The organism is Bordetella pertussis 18323 (assembly GCF_000306945.1).
Lineage (GTDB): Bacteria > Pseudomonadota > Gammaproteobacteria > Burkholderiales > Burkholderiaceae_B > Bordetella > Bordetella pertussis.
Genome location: NC_018518.1, coordinates 3,247,526 through 3,265,497 on the forward strand (window position 1 = coordinate 3,247,526; position 17,972 = coordinate 3,265,497).

Consider the following 17,972-nt stretch of genomic DNA (forward strand, 5'->3'; position numbering starts at 1 on the left):
GGCCGCGCCAACCGCCGGCGGCGCAGAATTATCCACCACGCTGTAACATTTTCCGGGGCCGAACGGATCAGCGCAGCGGCCGCAGCGCCCAGGTCACGGCCAGCCACAGGGCCGCCAGCGCGGCGGCGGCGATGTACACGGCGTCGGCCCCGCCGCTGGCCGCCAGCCAGCCGCCCAGCGCGCCGCCGGCGAACAGGCCGGCGGCCTGCGCGGTGTTGTAGAAGCCCAGGGCCAGGCCCTTGTACTGCGCCGGCGCAACGCGCGACACCAGCGAAGGCTGCAGGGCTTCGAGGATGTTGAAGGCCACGAAGAAACCGGTCAGCGCCAGGGCCAGGGCGTAGAAACCGTGAGCGGCCAGCGGCAGCAAGGCGCAGACCACGATCAGGCCCGCCACGGCGGCGCGCAGCGCCGCCCGGTGGGCGCGCCGCTTCTCGGCCACGAACACGGCGGGCACCATCAGCACGAAGGAAACCAGGATGACCGGCAGGTAGACGCGCCACAGGTCGCGCGCGTCCAGCCCGCCCAGGCGCGCCAGCAGCGACGGCGTAACCAGGAACAGGGCGACCTGGATCAGGTGCAGCACGAACACGCCGAAATTGAGCCGCAGCAGGTCGGCGTGCAGCAGGACGGCCCGGGCACTGGCGCCCTGCATGGTGCGCGCCTCGGTGCGCGGCACTACCGGCACCATCCAGCGGGCCACCGTCAGGCTGGCCAGGCCCAGGCAGGCAATGGTCCAGAACAGTCCCGACAGCCCCCACCACCCCACCAGCACCGGCGCAGCAACCAGCGACACGGCGAACGACAGGCCGATCGAGCCGCCCACCATGGCCATGGCCCGGGTGCGCACCTCGTCGCGGGTGGCGTCGGCCAGCCAGGCCGTGACGGCCGCCGAAATGGCGCCCGCGCCCTGGATGGCGCGGCCCAGCGTGATCCAGTAGACATCGTCAGCCAGCGCGCAGACCACGCTGCCGATGATGAACAGCACCAGGCCGGCGACCACCACCGGACGGTGCCCCCAGCGATCGGAAGCCAGGCCGAAAGGGATCTGCATGAAGGCCTGGGTCAGGCCGTACATGCCCAGCGCCAGGCCGACGCGCGCGGGGTCGTTGCCGCCGGGCAGGTCGCGCGCAGCCACCGCGAAGACCGGCAGCAGCAGAAACAGGCCCAGCATCCGGCATGCGAACAGGCCGGCCAAGGCCACGCTGGCGCGGCGCTCGGAGCGGGTCAGTTGCAGTTTCTGGTCGGCCGGCATGCAGGCATAGGAAATGAGAAGGGTGACGGAAACGGCCTGGGGCCGGGCGCGCCGGCCGCCCCTCGCGCATGCCGGACAGACTATGGACCAGCGAACGGGGGACGATTCGGCGCGCTATAGTACCAAGTTGGCCTTTGAAACTGCTTAAACGCCCAATGGACGCGATTCGCATTCGGGGTGCGCGCACCCACAATCTCAAGAACGTCTCGCTGGACCTGCCGCGCCACCAGTTGGTCGTGGTGACGGGCCTGTCCGGTTCGGGCAAGTCGTCGCTGGCGTTCGACACGCTGTATGCGGAAGGCCAGCGTCGCTACGTGGAAAGCCTGTCGGCATACGCGCGCCAGTTCCTCCAGCTGATGGACAAGCCCGATGTCGATCTGATCGAAGGCCTATCGCCGGCGATCTCCATCGAACAGAAGTCGGCGGGCCACAATCCGCGCTCGACCGTGGGCACCATCACCGAGATCCACGACTACCTGCGCCTGCTGTACGCACGGGTGGGCACGCCCTACTGCCCCGACCACGGGCTGCCGCTGCAGGCGCAAAGCGTCGGCCAGATGGTCGACGCCGTGCTGGCCTGGCCGGCCGAGGCGCGCCTGGCCGTGCTGGCGCCCATTGCGCGGGCCCGCAAGGGCAGCTTCGAGGACGAACTGGCCAGCCTGCAGGCGCAGGGCTTCGTGCGGCTGCGGGTCGATGGCCAGCTGCAGGAAATCGAGCAGCTGCCCGCGCTGAAGAAAACCGAGAAACACGACCTGGACGTGGTCATCGACCGCCTGCGCATCCGCCCCGAAAGCCAGCAGCGCCTGGCCGAGAGTTTCGAGACCGCGCTGCAGCTGGCCGAAGGCCGCGCCATCGCGCTGGACATGGACAGCGGCCGCGAACAGGTGTTCTCCAGCCGTTACGCCTGCCCGATCTGCAGCCACAGCCTGGCCGAGCTGGAGCCGCGGCTGTTCAGCTTCAACAATCCCATGGGCGCCTGTCCCGGTTGCGACGGCATCGGCCAGGTAGGCTTTTTCGACCCCAAGCGCGTGGTGGCCTTCCCGGAGCTGAGCCTGGCCGCCGGCGCGATCCGCGGCTGGGACCGCCGCAACTCCTTCACCCACTCCCTGCTGACCAGCCTGGCCACCCATTACGAATTCGACATCGATACCCCGTTCGAGGAGCTGCCGGCCGAAGTGCGCGAGAAGGTACTGCACGGCTCGGGCGAGGAAGAGATCGCCTTCTTCTATGTCAATGAAAAGGGCCGCAGCACGGTCAAGCGCCACCCGTTCGAAGGCGTGATCCCGAACCTGGAGCGCCGCTGGCGCGAAACCGACTCGGCCACGGTGCGCGAGGAGCTGGGCAAGTACCGCAACATCAAGACCTGCCCGGACTGCGGCGGCTCGCGCCTGCGTCCCGAGGCGCGCAACGTGCTGATCGGCAGCGAGCCGCGCGAGGGCGAACGCCATGGCCAGGCGATCTTCGAGGTCGAGAGCATGCCGCTGTCGGTGTGCCTGGACTGGTTCCGCCAGCTGCAGCTGACCGGCGCCAAGCAGGAGATCGCGCAGCGCATCGTGCGCGAGATCGAGGCCCGTCTCAGCTTCCTGAACAATGTCGGCCTGAACTACCTGTCGCTGGATCGCAGCGCCGATACGATCTCGGGCGGCGAAGCCCAGCGCATCCGGCTGGCCAGCCAGATCGGCTCGGGCCTGACCGGCGTCATGTATGTGCTGGACGAGCCATCCATCGGCCTGCACCAGCGCGACAACGACCGGCTGATCGGCACCCTGCAGCACCTGCGCGACCTGGGCAACAGCGTCATCGTGGTCGAGCACGACGAGGACATGATCCGCTGCGCCGATTGGGTGGTCGACATGGGCCCGGGCGCCGGCGAGCACGGCGGCCAGGTGGTGGCGCAGGGCACGCCGGAGGCGGTGCAGACCGACCCGCAATCGCTCACCGGCCAGTACCTGAGCGGCGCGCGCGCCATCGAGATCCCGGCGCGCCGGCCGGTCGCCGACGACCAGCCCTGGCTGCACCTGTCCGGGGCCACCGGCAACAACCTCAAATCGGTCGATCTGCGCATCCCGGCGGCGCGCCTGGTGTGCGTCACCGGCGTCTCGGGCTCGGGCAAATCCACCCTGGTCAACGATACGCTGGCGGTGGCGCTGGCGCGCCAGCTCAACCATGCGCAAGGCGAGCCGGCGCCCTATGCCGGCCTGGCCGGGCTGGAGCACTTCGACAAGACCATCAGCGTGGACCAAAGCCCGATCGGACGCACGCCGCGCAGCAACCCCGCCACGTACACCGGGCTGTTCACGCCCATCCGGGAACTGTTCGCCGGCGTGCCCGAAGCGCGCGCGCGCGGCTACGACCCGGGCCGTTTCAGCTTCAACGTCAAGGGCGGACGCTGCGAAGCCTGCCAGGGCGATGGCGTGGTCAAGGTCGAGATGCATTTCCTGCCGGACATGTACGTGCCGTGCGACGTCTGCCACGGCAAGCGCTACAACCGCGAGACGCTGGAAATCCGCTACCGCGGCCGCAACATCAGCGAAGTGCTGGACCTGACGGTCGAACAGGCGCTGGAATATTTCGAATCGGTGCCCGCCATTGCGCGCAAGCTGCACACGCTGATCGATGTGGGCCTGTCGTACATCCGGCTGGGGCAAAGCGCTACCACGCTGTCCGGCGGCGAGGCGCAACGGGTCAAGCTGTCGCTGGAACTGTCGCGCCGCAGCACGAGCCGCACCCTGTACATCCTGGACGAGCCGACCACCGGCCTGCACTTCCATGACATCGAGCTCTTGCTCAAGGTCCTCAACCAACTGGTCGACAGCGGCAATACGGTACTGATCATCGAGCACAACCTCGACGTCATCAAGACCGCCGACTGGCTGGTGGATATGGGGCCGGAAGGCGGCGACGGCGGCGGACGCGTGGTCGCGCAGGGCACGCCCGAGCAGGTGGCGGCCAGCCCCGACAGCCACACCGGCCACTACCTGGGGCGGGTATTGCGCAACGGCAAACGGCGCTAGACTAGGTGTGAACTGTCAATAGGTTGTATTCGTCCAGGTTGAGTCTGGAGATGGGTACAGCGCGCCCGATGCCTTGGTGGGGTCGATGCCAGTTGTAGTGGTGTAGCCAGGATTTCATGGCATCGGCTCGGTGTTGGGAGTTCTGGTAGGTGTGAGCGTAAGCCCACTCACGCAAGGCCGACTGGATGAAGCGTTCGGCCTTGCCATTGGTCTGTGGGCGGTAAGGTCGGGTAAAGCGGTGCTTGATGCCCAGCTCATGGCACAGCGCGGCGAAGGCGCGGCTGCGAAAGGCCGAGCCATTGTCGGTGAGCAAGCGCTGGATGGTCACGCCCAGGCGCTGGTAGTAGGCCACTGCGTCCTTGAGGAACTGGACGGCGCTGGGGAAGCGCTCGTCGGGGTGGATGTCGGTGAAGGCCACGCGGGCGTGGTCATCGATGGCCACGAAGACGAAGTCCCAGCCGGCCCCCTCAACGGTATCGCGTCGGTTGCCCGTGACCCGGTGGCCAGGGCGCTGGATACGTCCCAGCTTCTTGATGTCGATGTGCAGCAGATCGCCGGGGGCCTGATGCTCGTAGCGCACCACCGGCTCGGCCGGCTCCAGGTCGGCCAGGTGCGACAGACCGGCGCGGGCCAGGACGCGGCTGACGGTGCTGGCTGACACGCCCAGCGCCTGGGCGATGCGCGCTTGGGTCAGCCGCTTGCGGCGCAGCTCCACGATAGCCAGCGCCTTGGCCGGCGCAATCGCTCGGGGCGAGACCGTCGGGCGCGAGGACGCATCGGCCAAGCCCGCCTGGCCCTGAGCCAGGAAGCGGCCCAGCCATTTGCGCACAGTCGGCGCGGTGACCCCATAGGCGCGGGCCGCTTCAGGCACACAAACTTGATGGGCGATCAATTGCTGGACCATTTCGAGTCGACGTAGGAAGGTCAATCGGGCATGCTTATGGGTGTTCATCCGGCCGGGCTCCTTGAGTGAACTGGGGAGTTGGCGATTTCCAGTTTCTCAAATCCGGTTCGGATGAACCATGCATACAACCTATTGAATCTTCACAACTAGGGCGGCACGGACGCGAACCGCCCGCCCCCCTATCTTGCCGCCAGGCCGCCATGTATACCCTGCTGATCGCCAACAAGAACTACTCGTCCTGGTCCCTGCGCGCCTGGCTGGCGCTGCGCCAGGCCGGCATTCCGTTTGAAGAGCAGAAGCTGGGCCTGCTGACCGAGGCCTTCACGCAACGGCTGCAAGCCATAACGCCGGCCGGCCTGGTGCCGGTGTTGCTCGACGGCGATTTCGCGGTCTGGGATTCACTGGCCATCTGCGAGTACGTGGCCGAACGCCATCCCGACGCGCAGCTGTGGCCGGCCGACCGGCGCGCGCGCGCCCGCGCGCGGTCGCTCGCGGCGCAGATGCACAGCGGGTTTGGCGCCTTGCGCCAGACCATGCCCATGAATATCGAGGCCCGGCTGCCGGGCATCGACCTGAGCGCGGCGCAGGCCGATATTTCGCGTGTGCAGGCCATCTGGCACGACACGCGCGCCGAATTCGGCCAGTCGGGCCCGTTCCTGTTCGGTCGTTTCTCGATTGCCGACGCGTTCTACGCCCCCGTGGTCTCGCGCTTCCAGACCTACGGCGTGGCCGCCGCCGGCGCGGTGCGCGACTACATGGAGGCCGTGCAGGCCCTGCCGGCCATGCAGGCCTGGACCCGCGACGCGCTGGCCGAAGCCACCTTCGTCGCCGACGACGAACCGTACCGCACGCACCGCTGAGCCGCGCTACGCGGACGAAAAAATCCGCCGGCCCCGTTGCCGTCAGCAGATGCCCCTGGACTGCCGCGGAGCCGGCGAATAAAAGCACGGCGAAGTGCTGGCCCTATCCTAGCCCGGCGAGCCCTCGGCCCGCACCCCCCATTTGGGGTAGGCCGCATGGGCGAGGCAGCCCCTCAGCCCATTTCGAACAGCCGCCGATGCTCGCGGATCGCGTAGCGATCGGTCATGCCGGCGATGTAATCCGAGATGGCGCGCGCCTGGTCCTGCGGCTGCTCGCGCCGGTAGTCCGGCGGCAACAGGCGCGGATCGCCCAGGAAGGCCTGGAACAGCTCACGCACGATGCGCTGGGCCTTGGTGGTCATGCGCACCACGCGGTAGTGGCGGTACAGGTTGTCGAACAGGAATTTCTTCAGCTCGTCGGCCTCGCGCCGCACCGCCGCCGAGAACCCCGCCAGCGGCGGCGCCCGGCGCACGTCGTCGGCGCTGGCCGGCGCATGGTCGCGGATGCGCGCCAGCGAGGTGGCGGTCAGGTCGACGATGAGCGTATTGATCATGCGCCGGATCGTCTCCGAGGTGGCGCGGCGCGGCGCCAATTGGGGATAACGGCGCGCCACCTCGGCGTAGTGGCGCGCGAAAATGCCCACCTCCTGCAGCTGCTCCAGGGTGATCAGCCCGGAGCGCAGCCCGTCGTCGACGTCATGATTGTTGTAGGCCACCTCGTCGGCCAGATTGGCCAGCTGGGCCTCCAGCGACGGCTGGGTGCGGTCGAGAAAGCGCTCGCCCACCGCCCCCAGCTGGCGCGCATGCGTGGCCGAGCAATGCTTCAGGATGCCTTCGCGGGTCTCGAAGCACAGGTTCAGGCCGTTGAACTCGGCGTAGCGCTCTTCCAGTTCGTCGACCACGCGCAGGCTCTGCAGATTGTGCTCGAAGCCGCCCGCCTGCGGCGCCAGCTCGCGCATGCAGGCGTTGAGCTCGTCCTGCCCGGCATGGCCGAACGGCGTGTGCCCCAGATCATGCGCCAGCGCGATGGCCTCGGTGAGATCCTCCGAAACCCGCAGGCTGCGCGCCAGCGTGCGCGCGATCTGGGCCACTTCCAGGCTGTGGGTCAGGCGGGTGCGGAACAGGTCGCCTTCGTGGTTGACGAAGACCTGGGTCTTGTATTCCAGGCGCCGGAACGCATTGGAATGGATGATGCGATCCCGGTCGCGCTGGAACTCGGTGCGGTTCTCTGGCGGCGGCTCGCTGTGCCTGCGCCCGCGCGTTTTTGACGGGTCGGATGCATAAGAAGCCAATTCGTTCATAAGCACTACCGTCCCGTCCTTGTTCATCGCGTGGTTCGTTCCAGCGCGGTCCGCACGTCCGCCTCCGGCGCCGCCCGGCTCAAGGCCTGGCCTATGCGCGGCATCAGCACGAAACGGATCTCGCCGCCTTCGGTCTTCTTGTCCACCTGCATCAGCGCCAGCCAGCGCTCGGCGCCCAGGTCCGGCGCCACCGTGGGGCAGCCGATCTCGCGCACCAGATCGCGCACCCGCTGCACATCGGCGGCGGGAAAGCCCGCTGCCAGGGTGGACAGCTCGGCCGCCTGCACCATGCCGCAGCCCACGGCCTCGCCGTGCAGCCACTCGCCGTAACCCAGGCCGGACTCGATCGCATGGCCGAAGGTATGCCCCAGGTTGAGAATGGCGCGCAGGCCGGACTCGCGCTCATCCTGCCCCACCACCTGCGCCTTGAGCTCGCACGAGCGCCGGATCGCATAGGCCAGCGCCCTGGGCTCCAGCGCGCGCAAGGCGCCGACGTTGTCCTCGCACCACTGCCAGAAACCGGCATCCAGGATCAGGCCGTACTTGATCACCTCGGCCAGTCCCGCGGACACTTCCCGCGCCGGCAGCGTGCCCAGCACCTCGGTATCGATCTCCACCGCCACCGGCTGGTAGAAGGCGCCGATCATGTTCTTGCCCAGCGGGTGGTTGACCGCGGTCTTGCCGCCCACCGACGAATCCACCTGCGCCAGCAAGGTGGTCGGCACCTGCACGAAGCGGATCCCGCGCATGTATACGGCGGCCGCGAAACCCGTCATGTCGCCGATCACCCCTCCGCCCAGCGCCACCAGCACGGCGCGCCGGTCCAGGCGGTTTTCCAGCAGGGCGTCGAAAATCAGGTTCAGGGTCTGCCAATCCTTGTGCGCCTCGCCATCGGGCAACTCGATGCGCAGCACCCGCTTGCCGGTGCGCGCCAGGGCCGCCTCGACGCGCGCGCCGTACAGGCCCGCCACGGTCGGGTTGGTGACCACGGCGATGGCCGTCGCGTCGGCCGGAATCGACGCGTCCAGCGCATCCAGGCGTCCGGGGCCGATATGGATGGGATAACTGCCACCGGGCGTGGCGACCTCGACAACGTCCATTATTTCTTCTCGTAGGCTTGCAGCTTGGGCAGCAGGGACTTCACCAGCGTGGCGATGGGCATGCTGCCGGTATCGATGACCAGATCGGCCACCTCGTTATACAGCGGTTCGCGCGCCACCATCAGCTCGCGCAGGGTAGCGCGCGGATCGGCGGTGGCCAGCAAGGGGCGGTTGCGATCGCGGCTGGTACGCCGGAACAGCTCTTCCACGCTGGCGCGCAGGTAGATCACGATGCCGCGCTCGCGCAGGGCCTGCCGGTTCTCCGCGGCCAGCACCGCGCCCCCGCCGGTGGCAAGAATTATCTGCCGGCGTTGGGTACACTCTTGCAATGCGGCAGCTTCCCGCCGGCGAAACCCGGCTTCGCCTTCGATTTCGAAGATGACCGGAACCCGCACGCCGCAACGCGCCTCCAACTCATGGTCGAGATCGATGAATTCGCGCCTCAGCGCACGCGCCAGGCCTCGCCCTATGGTGGTCTTGCCGGCGCCCATCATCCCCACCAGAAAGATCGGCAGGTCGTGCGGCAGGAACGCCGCCGGCTCGTCACCGGCGCAGGCTACAGGGTGGGCGGCCTCCTGGTCGCCCGGTTGCGGGTCGTTGGCGGACGCCGCGCATAAATTAGCGGAAGCATTCATGCCGGCATTATCCCATCGCTGTCAGTTGCCCGCTTACCACACTGAACGATTCTGTTACAGAAACTGCCATGGCCCCAATTGGGACAATGGGAGATAACCGTACAATCGCCGCGATGAGCAAGCGCCAGAATTCAACCAAGCAGGACAAGCCCGCCAAGAGCGGTTCAGCGATTTTGCGGTTCTTCCTGAAGGCCGGCATCTTCTTTGGCGGCCTGGCCCTGTGCGGCGTACTGCTGGCCGGCATGGCCCTGGCGCTGGCCTGGCCCAACCTGCCCGATCTGCACGCCATGACCGACTATCGGCCGCGCGTGCCGCTGCGCGTCTATACGGCCGACCGGGTGCTGATCGGCGAATTCGGCGAAGAGCGCCGCAACGTGCTGCGCTTCAACGAAATCCCCGATGTCATGAAGTCGGCGGTGCTGGCCGCCGAGGACGATCGTTTCTACCAGCACGGCGGGATCGACTGGATGGGCGTCATCCGCGCCGGCCTGACCAACCTGATCAGCATGTCGAAGTCGCAAGGCGCGAGCACCATCACCATGCAGGTGGCGCGCAACTTCTACCTGTCGTCCGAGAAGACCTATTCGCGCAAGTTCTACGAACTGCTGCTCACCTTCAAGATCGAATCGCAGCTCACCAAGGACCAGATCCTCGAGCTGTACATGAACCAGATCTACCTGGGCCATCGCGCCTACGGCTTCGCCGCCGCCTCGCGCACCTATTTCGGCAAGCCGCTGTCGCAGGTCACGCCGTCCGAGGCCGCCATGCTGGCCGGCATTCCCAAGGCGCCGTCGCGCTTCAACCCGATTTCCAACCGCCCGCGCGCCGAACTGCGCCAGCGCTATGTGCTGGGCCGCATGTATTCGCTGGGCTACCTGACCGAGCCCGAATACAAGGAAGCGATGGCGCAGCCCATCGTGATCAAGTCGGCCGAAGGCACGCCGGCCGGCGGCTACGCCATCCATGGCGAATACGTCGCCGAACTGGCGCGCCAGCTGCTCTACAACGTGTACCAGGACAACCTGTATTCGCGCGGCATCAACATCTACACCACCGTCCAGTCGAAGGACCAGGAATCGGCCTATCGCGCGGTGCGCGACGGCGTGCTCGAATACACGCGGCGCGCGCCCTACCCCGGCCCCGAGGAACAGCTGGACATGCCGGCCGGCGTCGAGAACGACCCGCAGGCGCTGGACGAATTCCTCGATGGCGTGTTCGACAAGTTCTCCGACAGCGGCGACCTGCTGACCGCCGTCGTGCTGTCGGCCAGCCCCACCGAGATCAAGCTGGTGCGCAGCTCGCGCGAAGTCATCTCCATCACCGACAAGAAGGCGCTGGGCGTGGTGGCGCGGGCGCTGACGGACAAGGCCAAGCCCGAGATGCGCCTGAAGCGCGGCTCGGTCGTCTACATCCACAAATACAACGACAACTGGGAAGTCATCAACATGCCGGCGGTGCAGGCCGCGTTCGTGGCGCTGTCGCCGCAGGACGGCGCCATCCGCGCCATGGTCGGCGGCTTCGACTTCTACCGCGGCAACTTCAACCGCGTGACGCAGGCATGGCGCCAGCCCGGCTCGAACATCAAGCCGTTCATCTATGCCGCCTCGCTCGAGCGCGGCCTGACGCCGGCCACCCAGATCTCCGACCAGCCGTTCGAACTGTCCGCGGCGCAGACCGGCTCCAAGGCCTGGCATCCGAAGAACTACGGCAACCAGTACGAGCCCATGCTGACCATGCGCCAGGGCCTGTACAAGTCGAAGAACATGGTGTCCATCCGCATCCTGCAGGCCATCGGGCCGCAGTACGCCCAGGACTACCTCACCCGCTTCGGTTTCGACAAGGCGCGCCAGCCCGCCGTGCTGCCGCTGGCGCTGGGCGCCGGCTCGGTCACGCCCTTGCAGCTGGCCGGCGCCTATGCGGTGTTCGCCAACGGCGGCTACCGCATCACGCCCTACCTGATCGATCGCGTCACCGACAGCTCCGGCAAGGTCCTGATGCAATCGCGTCCGGTCATCGCCGGCGATGCGGCCGCGCGCGCCATCGACGCGCGCACCGCCTTCGTCATGGACGATATGCTGCGTGGCGTGGCCACCAGCGGCACCGCCGCCCGCGCCCGCGCCACGCTCAAGCGCAGCGACGTCGCCGGCAAGACCGGCACCACCAACGAATCGGTCGACGCCTGGTTCTCGGGCTATACGCCCAGCCTGGTGGCCACCGCATGGCTGGGCTTCGACCAGCCCAAATCGCTGGGCTCGCGCGAGACCGGCGGCGGCGTGGCCATGCCGATCTGGCTCGACTACATGAAGGATGCGCTCAAGGGCGTGCCCGAAGAGAAGCAGCGGCCGCGTCCCGATGGCCTGCTGGTGGAGAACGGCGAGCTCTATTTCAGCGAGTTCCCGCCCGGCCAGGCGGTGGCGCGCCTGGGCTTGCCCCAGGCCGGCGACGCGCTGGGCGACTTCCTGAACGGGCTGACCGGCGGCAACGACAATTCGATCCGCGTGGCGCCCGGCGTGGGCACGCAAGGGTCGCAGCCCTGGAGCCAGAACATCCCGTTCTGACTCGTTGGCGGCCGGGCCGGGACGCAAGCGTCCCGGCCCGGCTTACACTGATGCAGTCAGAGGCGCACCGAAACCGGCACGCCGGCGGCCTCGGAACAGATCTGCGACAGGGCATCGGGCAGGCGCGGACCCCCACGGGTATCGTTCCAGTGCTGGCCATCGTAGCGATAGTGGAAACCACCGCTGCGCGCGGCGACCCACAGCTCCTGCATGGCGGCCTGCACATTGACGACGACCTGGGTGCCGTCTTCGAACACCAGCGTCAGCACATTGCCGCTGCGGGTGGCTTCGATATCGACATCCAGGCCTGCGGCCCAATCGTCCGCCTGGCTTTCGATACTGTCGAGCACCTGGTCGACCAACGCAAGAAATTCGGTTTCCGTCATAATCCAACCTGCAACAATTATGGAGTTCCCTGTGTTCCATTCGGCACATAACCGTCTGGCTCTACGCATTGTAGCCACGCTGGCCCTCGGCGGGCTGCTTGCCGCCTGCGGCTACAAGGGTCCCCTGTATCTGCCGCCGCCCGAGCCCGGCCAGCCCGCGCCCACGGGGCAGCAAACGCCGCCCTCCTCCATCCCCCCTGCTCCGTCCCTGCCATGACCGCCGTTTCCGTCCAGCCCGACCTGGCTGGCTCGCCCCATTTCCGCTACCAGAACGGCGTGCTGCACGCCGAAGACGTGCCGCTCGACAGCCTGGCCGCCCAGTTGGGCACGCCGCTGTACGTCTATTCCCGCGCCGCGCTGCGCTCGGCCTGGGAGACCTATCGCGACGCCATCGGCGAGCGCCCGGTGCTGGTGTGCTTCGGCATGAAGGCCAACTCCAACCTGGCCGTGCTGAAGGAATTCGCACGCCTGGGCGCCGGCTTCGACATCGTGTCCGGCGGCGAGCTGGCGCGCGTGCTGGCCGTGGGCGGCGACCCCGCCAAGGTCGTGTTCTCCGGCGTGGGCAAGCAGGCCTGGGAAATGCGCGCCGCGCTCGAAGCCGACGTGAAGTGCTTCAACGTCGAGTCCGAGGCCGAACTCGAGCGCCTGTCCGACGTCGCCGTCTCCATGGGCCGGCGCGCGCGCGTATCGCTGCGCGTCAACCCCGACGTCGACGCCCAGACCCATCCCTACATCTCGACGGGCCTGAAGGAAAACAAGTTCGGCATCGCCATCGAGTCCGCGCCGGCGGCATACCGGCTGGCGGCTCGCCTGCCCGGCGTCGAAGTGGTTGGCGTCGATTGCCATATCGGCTCGCAGCTCACCGACATCAGCCCGTACTTCGACGCACTGGAAAAGCTGCTGGACCTGATCGAGCAGCTGGCCGAGAACGGCATCGCCATCAAGCACCTGGACCTCGGCGGCGGCCTGGGCATCCGCTACACGGACGAAATCCCGCCCTCGCCCAAGGCCTTGCTCGACCGGGTGTTCGAGCGCATCAACGCGCGCGGCCTGGGGCACCTGCATATCGTGCTGGAACCCGGCCGCTCGCTGGTCGGCAATGCCGGCGTGCTGCTGACCACGGTGCAATACCTCAAGCACGCCGAGGCGCGCAACTTCGCCATTGTCGACGCGGCCATGAACGACCTGCTGCGCCCGGCCCTGTACGAGGCCTACCACGGCGTGCAGCCGGTCACGCCGCGGGCCGACAAGCGGATCGAGTACGACGTCGTCGGGCCGGTCTGCGAAAGCGCCGACTGGCTGGCGCGCGGCCGCGCCCTGGCGATCCAGGCCGGCGACGTGCTGGCGGTGGAGTCGGCCGGCGCCTACAGCATGGTCATGGCCAGCAACTACAACACCCGGGTGCGCGCGGCCGAAGTCATGGTCGACGGCAACCGCCACTACATCGTGCGCCAGCGCGAAACGCTGGAGTCGCTGTACCAGGGCGAGTCCACGCTGCCCTGACGCACCCGCAAGGCCTGCCAAAGACAATGCCCCGCATCTGCGGGGCATTGTCTTTGAAGGGCGGCGCGGCTCAGAGCTCGCCGTACGAGTGCAGGCCCGACAGGAACATGTTCACGCCCAGGAAGGCGAAACCGGTGATCAGCAGGCCCACCAGGGACCAATACGCCGCCATGGTGCCGCGCAGGCCCTTGATCAGGCGCATATGGAGCCAGGCGGCGTAGTTCAGCCACACGATCAGCGCCCAGGTTTCCTTGGGGTCCCACTGCCAGTAGGCGCCCCAGGCGTCGGCGGCCCACAGCGCCCCCAGCACGGTTGCCACGGTGAAGAACGCGAACCCGATCGCGATGGCCCGATACATGATGTCGTCGAGCACTTCGAGCGACGGCAATGCCTGCGCGATGCGCGCGCGGGCCAGCAGAATGCCGCCCACGATCACCACGCCCGCGCCGCAATAGATCATCCAGGTGGCGGACAGGCCCTCGGTGCGGAAGACGATGGGCTCGACGCACAGGGCCACGCCCAGCACGAACAGCGGCGCCAGCTTCAGCCACGACGTGGTCTGGCCATACTGCTTGACGAGGTAGGCGAAGCCCACCATGGCCGCCAGCGAGAACGTGCCGTAGCCGATGAAGTTGGCAGGCACGTGCAGCTTCATCCACCAGCTCTTGAGCGCCGGCACCAAGGGCTGGATCTGGCCGGCGTCGCGCGTGAACGAGTACCACAGCAGGAAGATCGTGGCCGACGTGATGACCAGCAGGACGAACCCGCCCAGCGCCCGCGTGGCGTACTTGCGCTCGTAGTAAAGGTAGAAAAGCGCCGTGATCAGCGCGAACAGCACGAACACTTCATACAGGTTGCTGACCGGGATATGGCCCAGGTCGGGCCCCATCAGGTGGCCTTCGCGCCAGCGCACCAGCAGGCCGGTCGTGCCGGCGAAGACCGCGCCCCACGTCAGTGCCGTACCCAGCCAGGCTGCCGTCGGGCTCAGGATCCCGATCCAGTAGCACAGCATCGCCAGCACGAACAGCGCGCTCATCCACAGAATGGCCGATTGCGACGACAGCAGGTATTTGAGGAAGAACACCTGCTCGGCGCGCGCCAGGTCGTTCTGGTACAGCAGGAGCGCCAGCCCGGCGGCCAGCGCACAGGCGATCATCAGGTGGCGCAGCGGCCGCCACAGCCACCCCAGCCAGGCCAGCGCCGGCACGGTGCCACAGAGGATCAGCTTCTCGTAGTAATCCATGGCGCCGCTGAAGCGGGTCAGGGCAAAGCCCGCCCCCGCCGCCAGCAGCAGGAAGAACGCGATATCGGTCCAGTCGGGCCGGCCGCGCTGCGCGCGCCCGTCGCCCGTCGGGGAAAAACCGCTCGTCCAGGCCGCGGCGGAATTGCTGGTGGTGGTAGACATGAAAACCCCTTACGGCTTGCTCTGCCGCAATAATGCCTCGCGCAGGCGATCGAACTCTTGATTGAAGTCCAGTGTACGCTTCTGCGAGGTCATGGCTGCCTCGATGCTGCTGCCGGCGCCATCGGCGGGCTTGACCCACACCCATACCCGCCTGTCGCGAATATAGAACATGGCGAAAATGCCCAGGATAAGCAGTACGCAGCCCAGATACACGGCATTCTTGCCGGGCGTGCGGGCCACCTGGAAAACGCTGCCCTGGCGCTCCTGGAAGTCGGTCAGGCTGAACATGACCGGCGCCGGATAGAACGCCAGGTCCGACAGCGCCGCCACCGCCACGCGCGACCATTGCGCCGCCTCGTCGGCCTGCGGGCCGCTTTGCGGCAGTGCCGGCAGGCCGGCCCGGGCGCGGGCGATATCGCGCAGCTCCGCCACGCTGGCGCCCACCAGGCGCACCACGATGCCCGCGGCGCGCTCCAGGTCGTCGGGCGCCGTATTGGCCTGCAGGAAGTCCGCAATGGCCTGCAGGCCGCCTTCGGCGAAGGTGGCCAGGGCCCGCTGCGCCGCGGTCTCCAGGGGCTGGCGATCGGTGCCGCTGGGCGCGTTGCGCTCGGCGAAGCGACGGGCCGCCTCCTGGCGCGCCGCCGGATCGGCCAGCGCCGCGCGCAGGCGCATGAATTCGGCCAGCGAACCCTGGTCATCGGCCGGAATGCGCAGGTACTGGAAATCGTCGGCCGGGTTGTTGCGCACCGCGCTCAGGAATACCGGCACGCCATCGAGCACGACCGGCAGCATGTAATTCTGGAACTCGTGCGCCTGGCCCGCGTCGTCGATCAGCTTGTAGTCGATGCGCGGCCCCACATTGCGCAGGTTTTCGTTCTTCTTGCCCGCGGCGCTGCCGGCCACCGACGCCACGTGCTCGCGCAGGCTGAGATTCTGCGCGCCCGGCTGCCCGCCCGAGAAATCCTCGACGTTGATCACGCGCAGAGCGGTGAACTCGATTTTCATGCTTTTGGGCTGGTCGCCGATACGTGCGCCGATCTCCGACGTCTGGCCCACCACGCCGTCCACCTTGAACGGCGTATCGCCCGCGCCCACCAGCGGATAGCCGGTCAGGCTGACCGAACTGCCGCCGTCATCGAAACTGCTCTGATAGACGGTCACGCCCTTGTAGCGCAGCGGCTCATTGACCTCGATGGTCTGGTCGAACATCTCGCCGGTCTCGGGGTCCGTGACCTCGACCAGGCTGAGGAAGCGGCTGGGCATGCCGGTGGAGTAGTAATCGACCGTGAACTTCTTCAGCCGCAGCGAGAACGGCAGCGGCTGCACCAGCGACCGGTCGTTGACCGCGATGGTGGCCAGGCTCGCGTTGCTGCCCTCCGGAACCCAGAGATTGGCCCGGTAGCTGGGGTTGTTGACCGACAGCAGGGCGCTGTCCGGAATGTCTGCGCGCGCCATTTCGCCGTTGATGGCGATCGGCTGCTTGCCGTCGAACAATACCTGCAGCCGCACCGGCGCCTCGCTGTCGAGCAGGCCGCCGATGCAGATGATGACCATCGCCGAGTGCGCGAAGATGTAGCCCAGGCGGTTGGCGCTGCCTTTCTTGGCCGCCAGCATGATGCCGTCGCCATCGCGGCGCTCGCGCACGGCGTAGCCGAACTGGCCCAGCAGGCCGGTCACGCCCTGTGCCGTCTCGCTGACCGGCTGCGCCACCTCGGTCTGGACGCGGTGCGGGAAGGCCCGCAGGCTGCTGGCGCGCACGTGCTCGCGGAACGAGCGCGCCTCCCGCAGCATCTTGAGGGTATTGCGGATCAGGCACACCGAGGTGGACACCACCAGGAACGTCATGATCAGCAGGAACCACCAGCTGTTGTAGACGTGCCAGATGGAGAACTTGTCGAACACCTCGAACCAGAACGGCCCGAACTGGTCCACGTACACATTGCTGGGACGGTTCTGGGCCAGTACCGTCCCCACGATGCTGGCGATGCAGATAAACATCAGCAGGCTGACGGCGAAACGCATCGAGCCCAGCAGTTCGAAGACGTCGCCGGCCAGGCTGCGCAAGGTATGGCGGGAGGAGGGGGCTGTGGAAGTGGCGTTCATGAAAAAAGGGGGGCCGCGCAATCGGCTTCCCCCCCCCCTCATAGACAACGGGCTCGGCAAACTTGTTCCGGCGCCCGGTTAAATTCTGGCGCGGCACCTGGCCGCGCCCGTCTCAGGCCCGGTCAGCGCAAGCCCGCGGCGTAATCGGCGACAGCCTTGATATCGGCGTCGGACATACGGTCCGCGATGTCGTGCATGGGCACGCTATTGCCACGCTCGCCGCTGCGGAACAGCTTGAGCTGTTCTTCGATGTACGACGAAAACTGTCCCGACAGGCGGGGATACTGGCCCGGAATGCCCGCGCCGGTGGCGCCGTGACAGGCCGCACAGGCCGGCACGTTGCGATCGGCCAGACCGCCGCGCCAGATCTTCTGGCCCAATTCGACCAGATTTTCGTGGCCAGCGGTAGCCGGCTCCTTGAGCGGCTGCTGCGACAGATACAGGGCGACGTTCTGCATGTCCTGCGCCGTCAGGGGCTGGGCCATGGCGGTCATGGGCGTGGGATTGCCTCCCGGCCCCATGCGCAGCGGCAGCTTCTCGCCTTCCTTGACCTTGAATTCCGTCAGTTGCTTGACCAGGTATTCGTGCGGCTGGGCCGCCAGGTTCGGGTTGGCCGGTATGGTGCTGCTACCTGCCGCGCCGTGACAGGACGCACAGGCGATGACGCCACGCGACGCATCGCCCTGATCGTACAGCTGGGCGCCCTTGGCGGCGTCCGGCTTGGCCGGGCCCGCAGCGCCATCGGCGGCGAAACTCATGGAGTGAACCGATGCACCCAGCACCAGTCCGCTTGCTACCAACATCCGGGACAGCACACGCTTCATGAAATCCTCGACGATCGGACTCGATCAAGGCGCCTAAAGCGCCCTCCCATGCCTGCCCGCGCGGCTGCGAGAGTGGACGAAAACGTCTCCGCCCCATCCAGCCCTGGCATCGACGCCGGCCAGCGTC

Annotated in this window: 14 protein-coding genes; 5 read left to right on the forward strand and 9 right to left on the reverse strand. The window is 67.4% G+C overall.

Annotated elements, in window-relative coordinates; translation table 11 throughout:
- Window positions 1–67: 67 nt before the first annotated feature.
- The gene (locus BN118_RS15235; RefSeq protein ID WP_014905997.1) at window positions 68–1,252 is read right to left on the reverse strand and encodes an MFS transporter; all 1,185 of its coding nucleotides are present in this window, start codon (window positions 1,250–1,252) and stop codon (window positions 68–70) included.
- 155 nt (window positions 1,253–1,407) lie between these two features.
- Here BN118_RS15235 and uvrA point away from each other — a divergent pair, with 155 nt between their 5' ends.
- Window positions 1,408–4,266 carry an excinuclease ABC subunit UvrA gene (gene uvrA, locus BN118_RS15240; protein ID WP_014905998.1) on the forward strand — a complete coding sequence of 953 codons (2,859 nt, stop codon included), beginning with the start codon at window positions 1,408–1,410 and terminating at the stop codon, window positions 4,264–4,266.
- A 1-nt stretch (window position 4,267) separates the two neighbouring features.
- Here uvrA and BN118_RS15245 read toward each other — a convergent pair whose 3' ends face one another.
- A complete protein-coding gene (locus tag BN118_RS15245; protein WP_005013747.1) occupies window positions 4,268–5,218 on the reverse strand; it encodes an IS481-like element IS481 family transposase in 951 nt (316 codons plus the stop codon).
- 152 nt (window positions 5,219–5,370) lie between these two features.
- On the opposite strand from BN118_RS15245, the gene BN118_RS15250 reads away from it, so the two are divergent.
- Window positions 5,371–6,030, forward strand: coding sequence for a glutathione S-transferase family protein (locus BN118_RS15250; RefSeq protein WP_010925693.1), 660 nt, complete (start codon window positions 5,371–5,373; stop codon window positions 6,028–6,030).
- A 173-nt stretch (window positions 6,031–6,203) separates the two neighbouring features.
- Here the strand turns inward: BN118_RS15250 and BN118_RS15255 are convergent, their stop codons facing one another.
- From BN118_RS15255 to BN118_RS15265, 3 genes are read right to left on the reverse strand one after another with little or no spacing between them, the layout of a single operon-like run.
- Window positions 6,204–7,358: a deoxyguanosinetriphosphate triphosphohydrolase gene (locus tag BN118_RS15255; protein ID WP_003806949.1), complete on the reverse strand. Its 1,155-nt coding sequence runs from the start codon at window positions 7,356–7,358 to the stop codon at window positions 6,204–6,206.
- Window positions 7,355–8,431 (reverse strand): 3-dehydroquinate synthase, encoded by a 1,077-nt coding sequence (aroB, locus tag BN118_RS15260; RefSeq protein WP_003806948.1) that lies wholly within the window; start codon window positions 8,429–8,431, stop codon window positions 7,355–7,357. Before aroB ends, BN118_RS15255 begins: the two co-directional genes overlap by 4 nt.
- Window positions 8,431–9,066: a shikimate kinase gene (locus BN118_RS15265; protein ID WP_003806947.1), complete on the reverse strand. Its 636-nt coding sequence runs from the start codon at window positions 9,064–9,066 to the stop codon at window positions 8,431–8,433. Before BN118_RS15265 ends, aroB begins: the two co-directional genes overlap by 1 nt.
- Window positions 9,067–9,179: 113 nt before the next feature.
- On the opposite strand from BN118_RS15265, the gene BN118_RS15270 reads away from it, so the two are divergent.
- Complete coding sequence (locus BN118_RS15270) at window positions 9,180–11,624, forward strand: penicillin-binding protein 1A (RefSeq protein WP_003806946.1); 2,445 nt, start codon at window positions 9,180–9,182, stop codon at window positions 11,622–11,624.
- 56 nt (window positions 11,625–11,680) lie between these two features.
- Here the strand turns inward: BN118_RS15270 and cyaY are convergent, their stop codons facing one another.
- Entirely contained in the window at window positions 11,681–12,010 is a 330-nt protein-coding gene (gene cyaY, locus BN118_RS15275; RefSeq protein ID WP_010931575.1) for an iron donor protein CyaY, read from the reverse strand.
- Between the two features lie 19 nt (window positions 12,011–12,029).
- On the opposite strand from cyaY, the gene lptM reads away from it, so the two are divergent.
- Both lptM and lysA read left to right on the forward strand, forming a co-directional pair.
- The gene (gene lptM, locus BN118_RS20900; RefSeq protein ID WP_085964340.1) at window positions 12,030–12,227 is read left to right on the forward strand and encodes an LPS translocon maturation chaperone LptM; all 198 of its coding nucleotides are present in this window, start codon (window positions 12,030–12,032) and stop codon (window positions 12,225–12,227) included.
- Window positions 12,224–13,513 (forward strand): diaminopimelate decarboxylase, encoded by a 1,290-nt coding sequence (lysA, locus tag BN118_RS15280; RefSeq protein ID WP_003806944.1) that lies wholly within the window; start codon window positions 12,224–12,226, stop codon window positions 13,511–13,513. Before lptM ends, lysA begins: the two co-directional genes overlap by 4 nt.
- A 70-nt stretch (window positions 13,514–13,583) precedes the next feature.
- Here lysA and ccsB read toward each other — a convergent pair whose 3' ends face one another.
- The 3 genes from ccsB to BN118_RS15295 all read right to left on the reverse strand — a co-directional run bounded on the left by ccsB (window position 13,584) and on the right by BN118_RS15295 (window position 17,845).
- Window positions 13,584–14,918 carry a c-type cytochrome biogenesis protein CcsB gene (ccsB, locus tag BN118_RS15285; protein ID WP_014905999.1) on the reverse strand — a complete coding sequence of 445 codons (1,335 nt, stop codon included), beginning with the start codon at window positions 14,916–14,918 and terminating at the stop codon, window positions 13,584–13,586.
- A gap of 9 nt (window positions 14,919–14,927) precedes the next feature.
- Window positions 14,928–17,021 carry a cytochrome c biogenesis protein ResB gene (locus tag BN118_RS15290; protein ID WP_010931572.1) on the reverse strand — a complete coding sequence of 698 codons (2,094 nt, stop codon included), beginning with the start codon at window positions 17,019–17,021 and terminating at the stop codon, window positions 14,928–14,930.
- Window positions 17,022–17,143: 122 nt separating this feature from the next.
- Window positions 17,144–17,845: a c-type cytochrome gene (locus tag BN118_RS15295; protein ID WP_003806941.1), complete on the reverse strand. Its 702-nt coding sequence runs from the start codon at window positions 17,843–17,845 to the stop codon at window positions 17,144–17,146.
- Window positions 17,846–17,972 lie beyond the last annotated feature (127 nt).

Bases quoted from the DNA above. Each gene is read 5' to 3' on its own strand.
- BN118_RS15250 (WP_010925693.1), top strand. From the start codon at position 5,371: ATGTATACCCTGCTGATCGCCAACAAGAACTACTCGTCCTGGTCCCTG.
- BN118_RS15255 (WP_003806949.1), bottom strand. From the start codon at position 7,358: ATGAACAAGGACGGGACGGTAGTGCTTATGAACGAATTGGCTTCTTAT.
- BN118_RS15295 (WP_003806941.1), bottom strand. From the start codon at position 17,845: ATGAAGCGTGTGCTGTCCCGGATGTTGGTAGCAAGCGGACTGGTGCTG.
- BN118_RS15270 (WP_003806946.1), top strand. From the start codon at position 9,180: ATGAGCAAGCGCCAGAATTCAACCAAGCAGGACAAGCCCGCCAAGAGC.
- aroB (WP_003806948.1), bottom strand. From the start codon at position 8,431: ATGGACGTTGTCGAGGTCGCCACGCCCGGTGGCAGTTATCCCATCCAT.
- lysA (WP_003806944.1), top strand. From the start codon at position 12,224: ATGACCGCCGTTTCCGTCCAGCCCGACCTGGCTGGCTCGCCCCATTTC.
- ccsB (WP_014905999.1), bottom strand. From the start codon at position 14,918: ATGTCTACCACCACCAGCAATTCCGCCGCGGCCTGGACGAGCGGTTTT.
- BN118_RS15265 (WP_003806947.1), bottom strand. From the start codon at position 9,066: ATGAATGCTTCCGCTAATTTATGCGCGGCGTCCGCCAACGACCCGCAA.
- BN118_RS15290 (WP_010931572.1), bottom strand. From the start codon at position 17,021: ATGAACGCCACTTCCACAGCCCCCTCCTCCCGCCATACCTTGCGCAGC.
- BN118_RS15245 (WP_005013747.1), bottom strand. From the start codon at position 5,218: ATGAACACCCATAAGCATGCCCGATTGACCTTCCTACGTCGACTCGAA.
- cyaY (WP_010931575.1), bottom strand. From the start codon at position 12,010: ATGACGGAAACCGAATTTCTTGCGTTGGTCGACCAGGTGCTCGACAGT.
- lptM (WP_085964340.1), top strand. From the start codon at position 12,030: ATGGAGTTCCCTGTGTTCCATTCGGCACATAACCGTCTGGCTCTACGC.
- uvrA (WP_014905998.1), top strand. From the start codon at position 1,408: ATGGACGCGATTCGCATTCGGGGTGCGCGCACCCACAATCTCAAGAAC.
- BN118_RS15235 (WP_014905997.1), bottom strand. From the start codon at position 1,252: ATGCCGGCCGACCAGAAACTGCAACTGACCCGCTCCGAGCGCCGCGCC.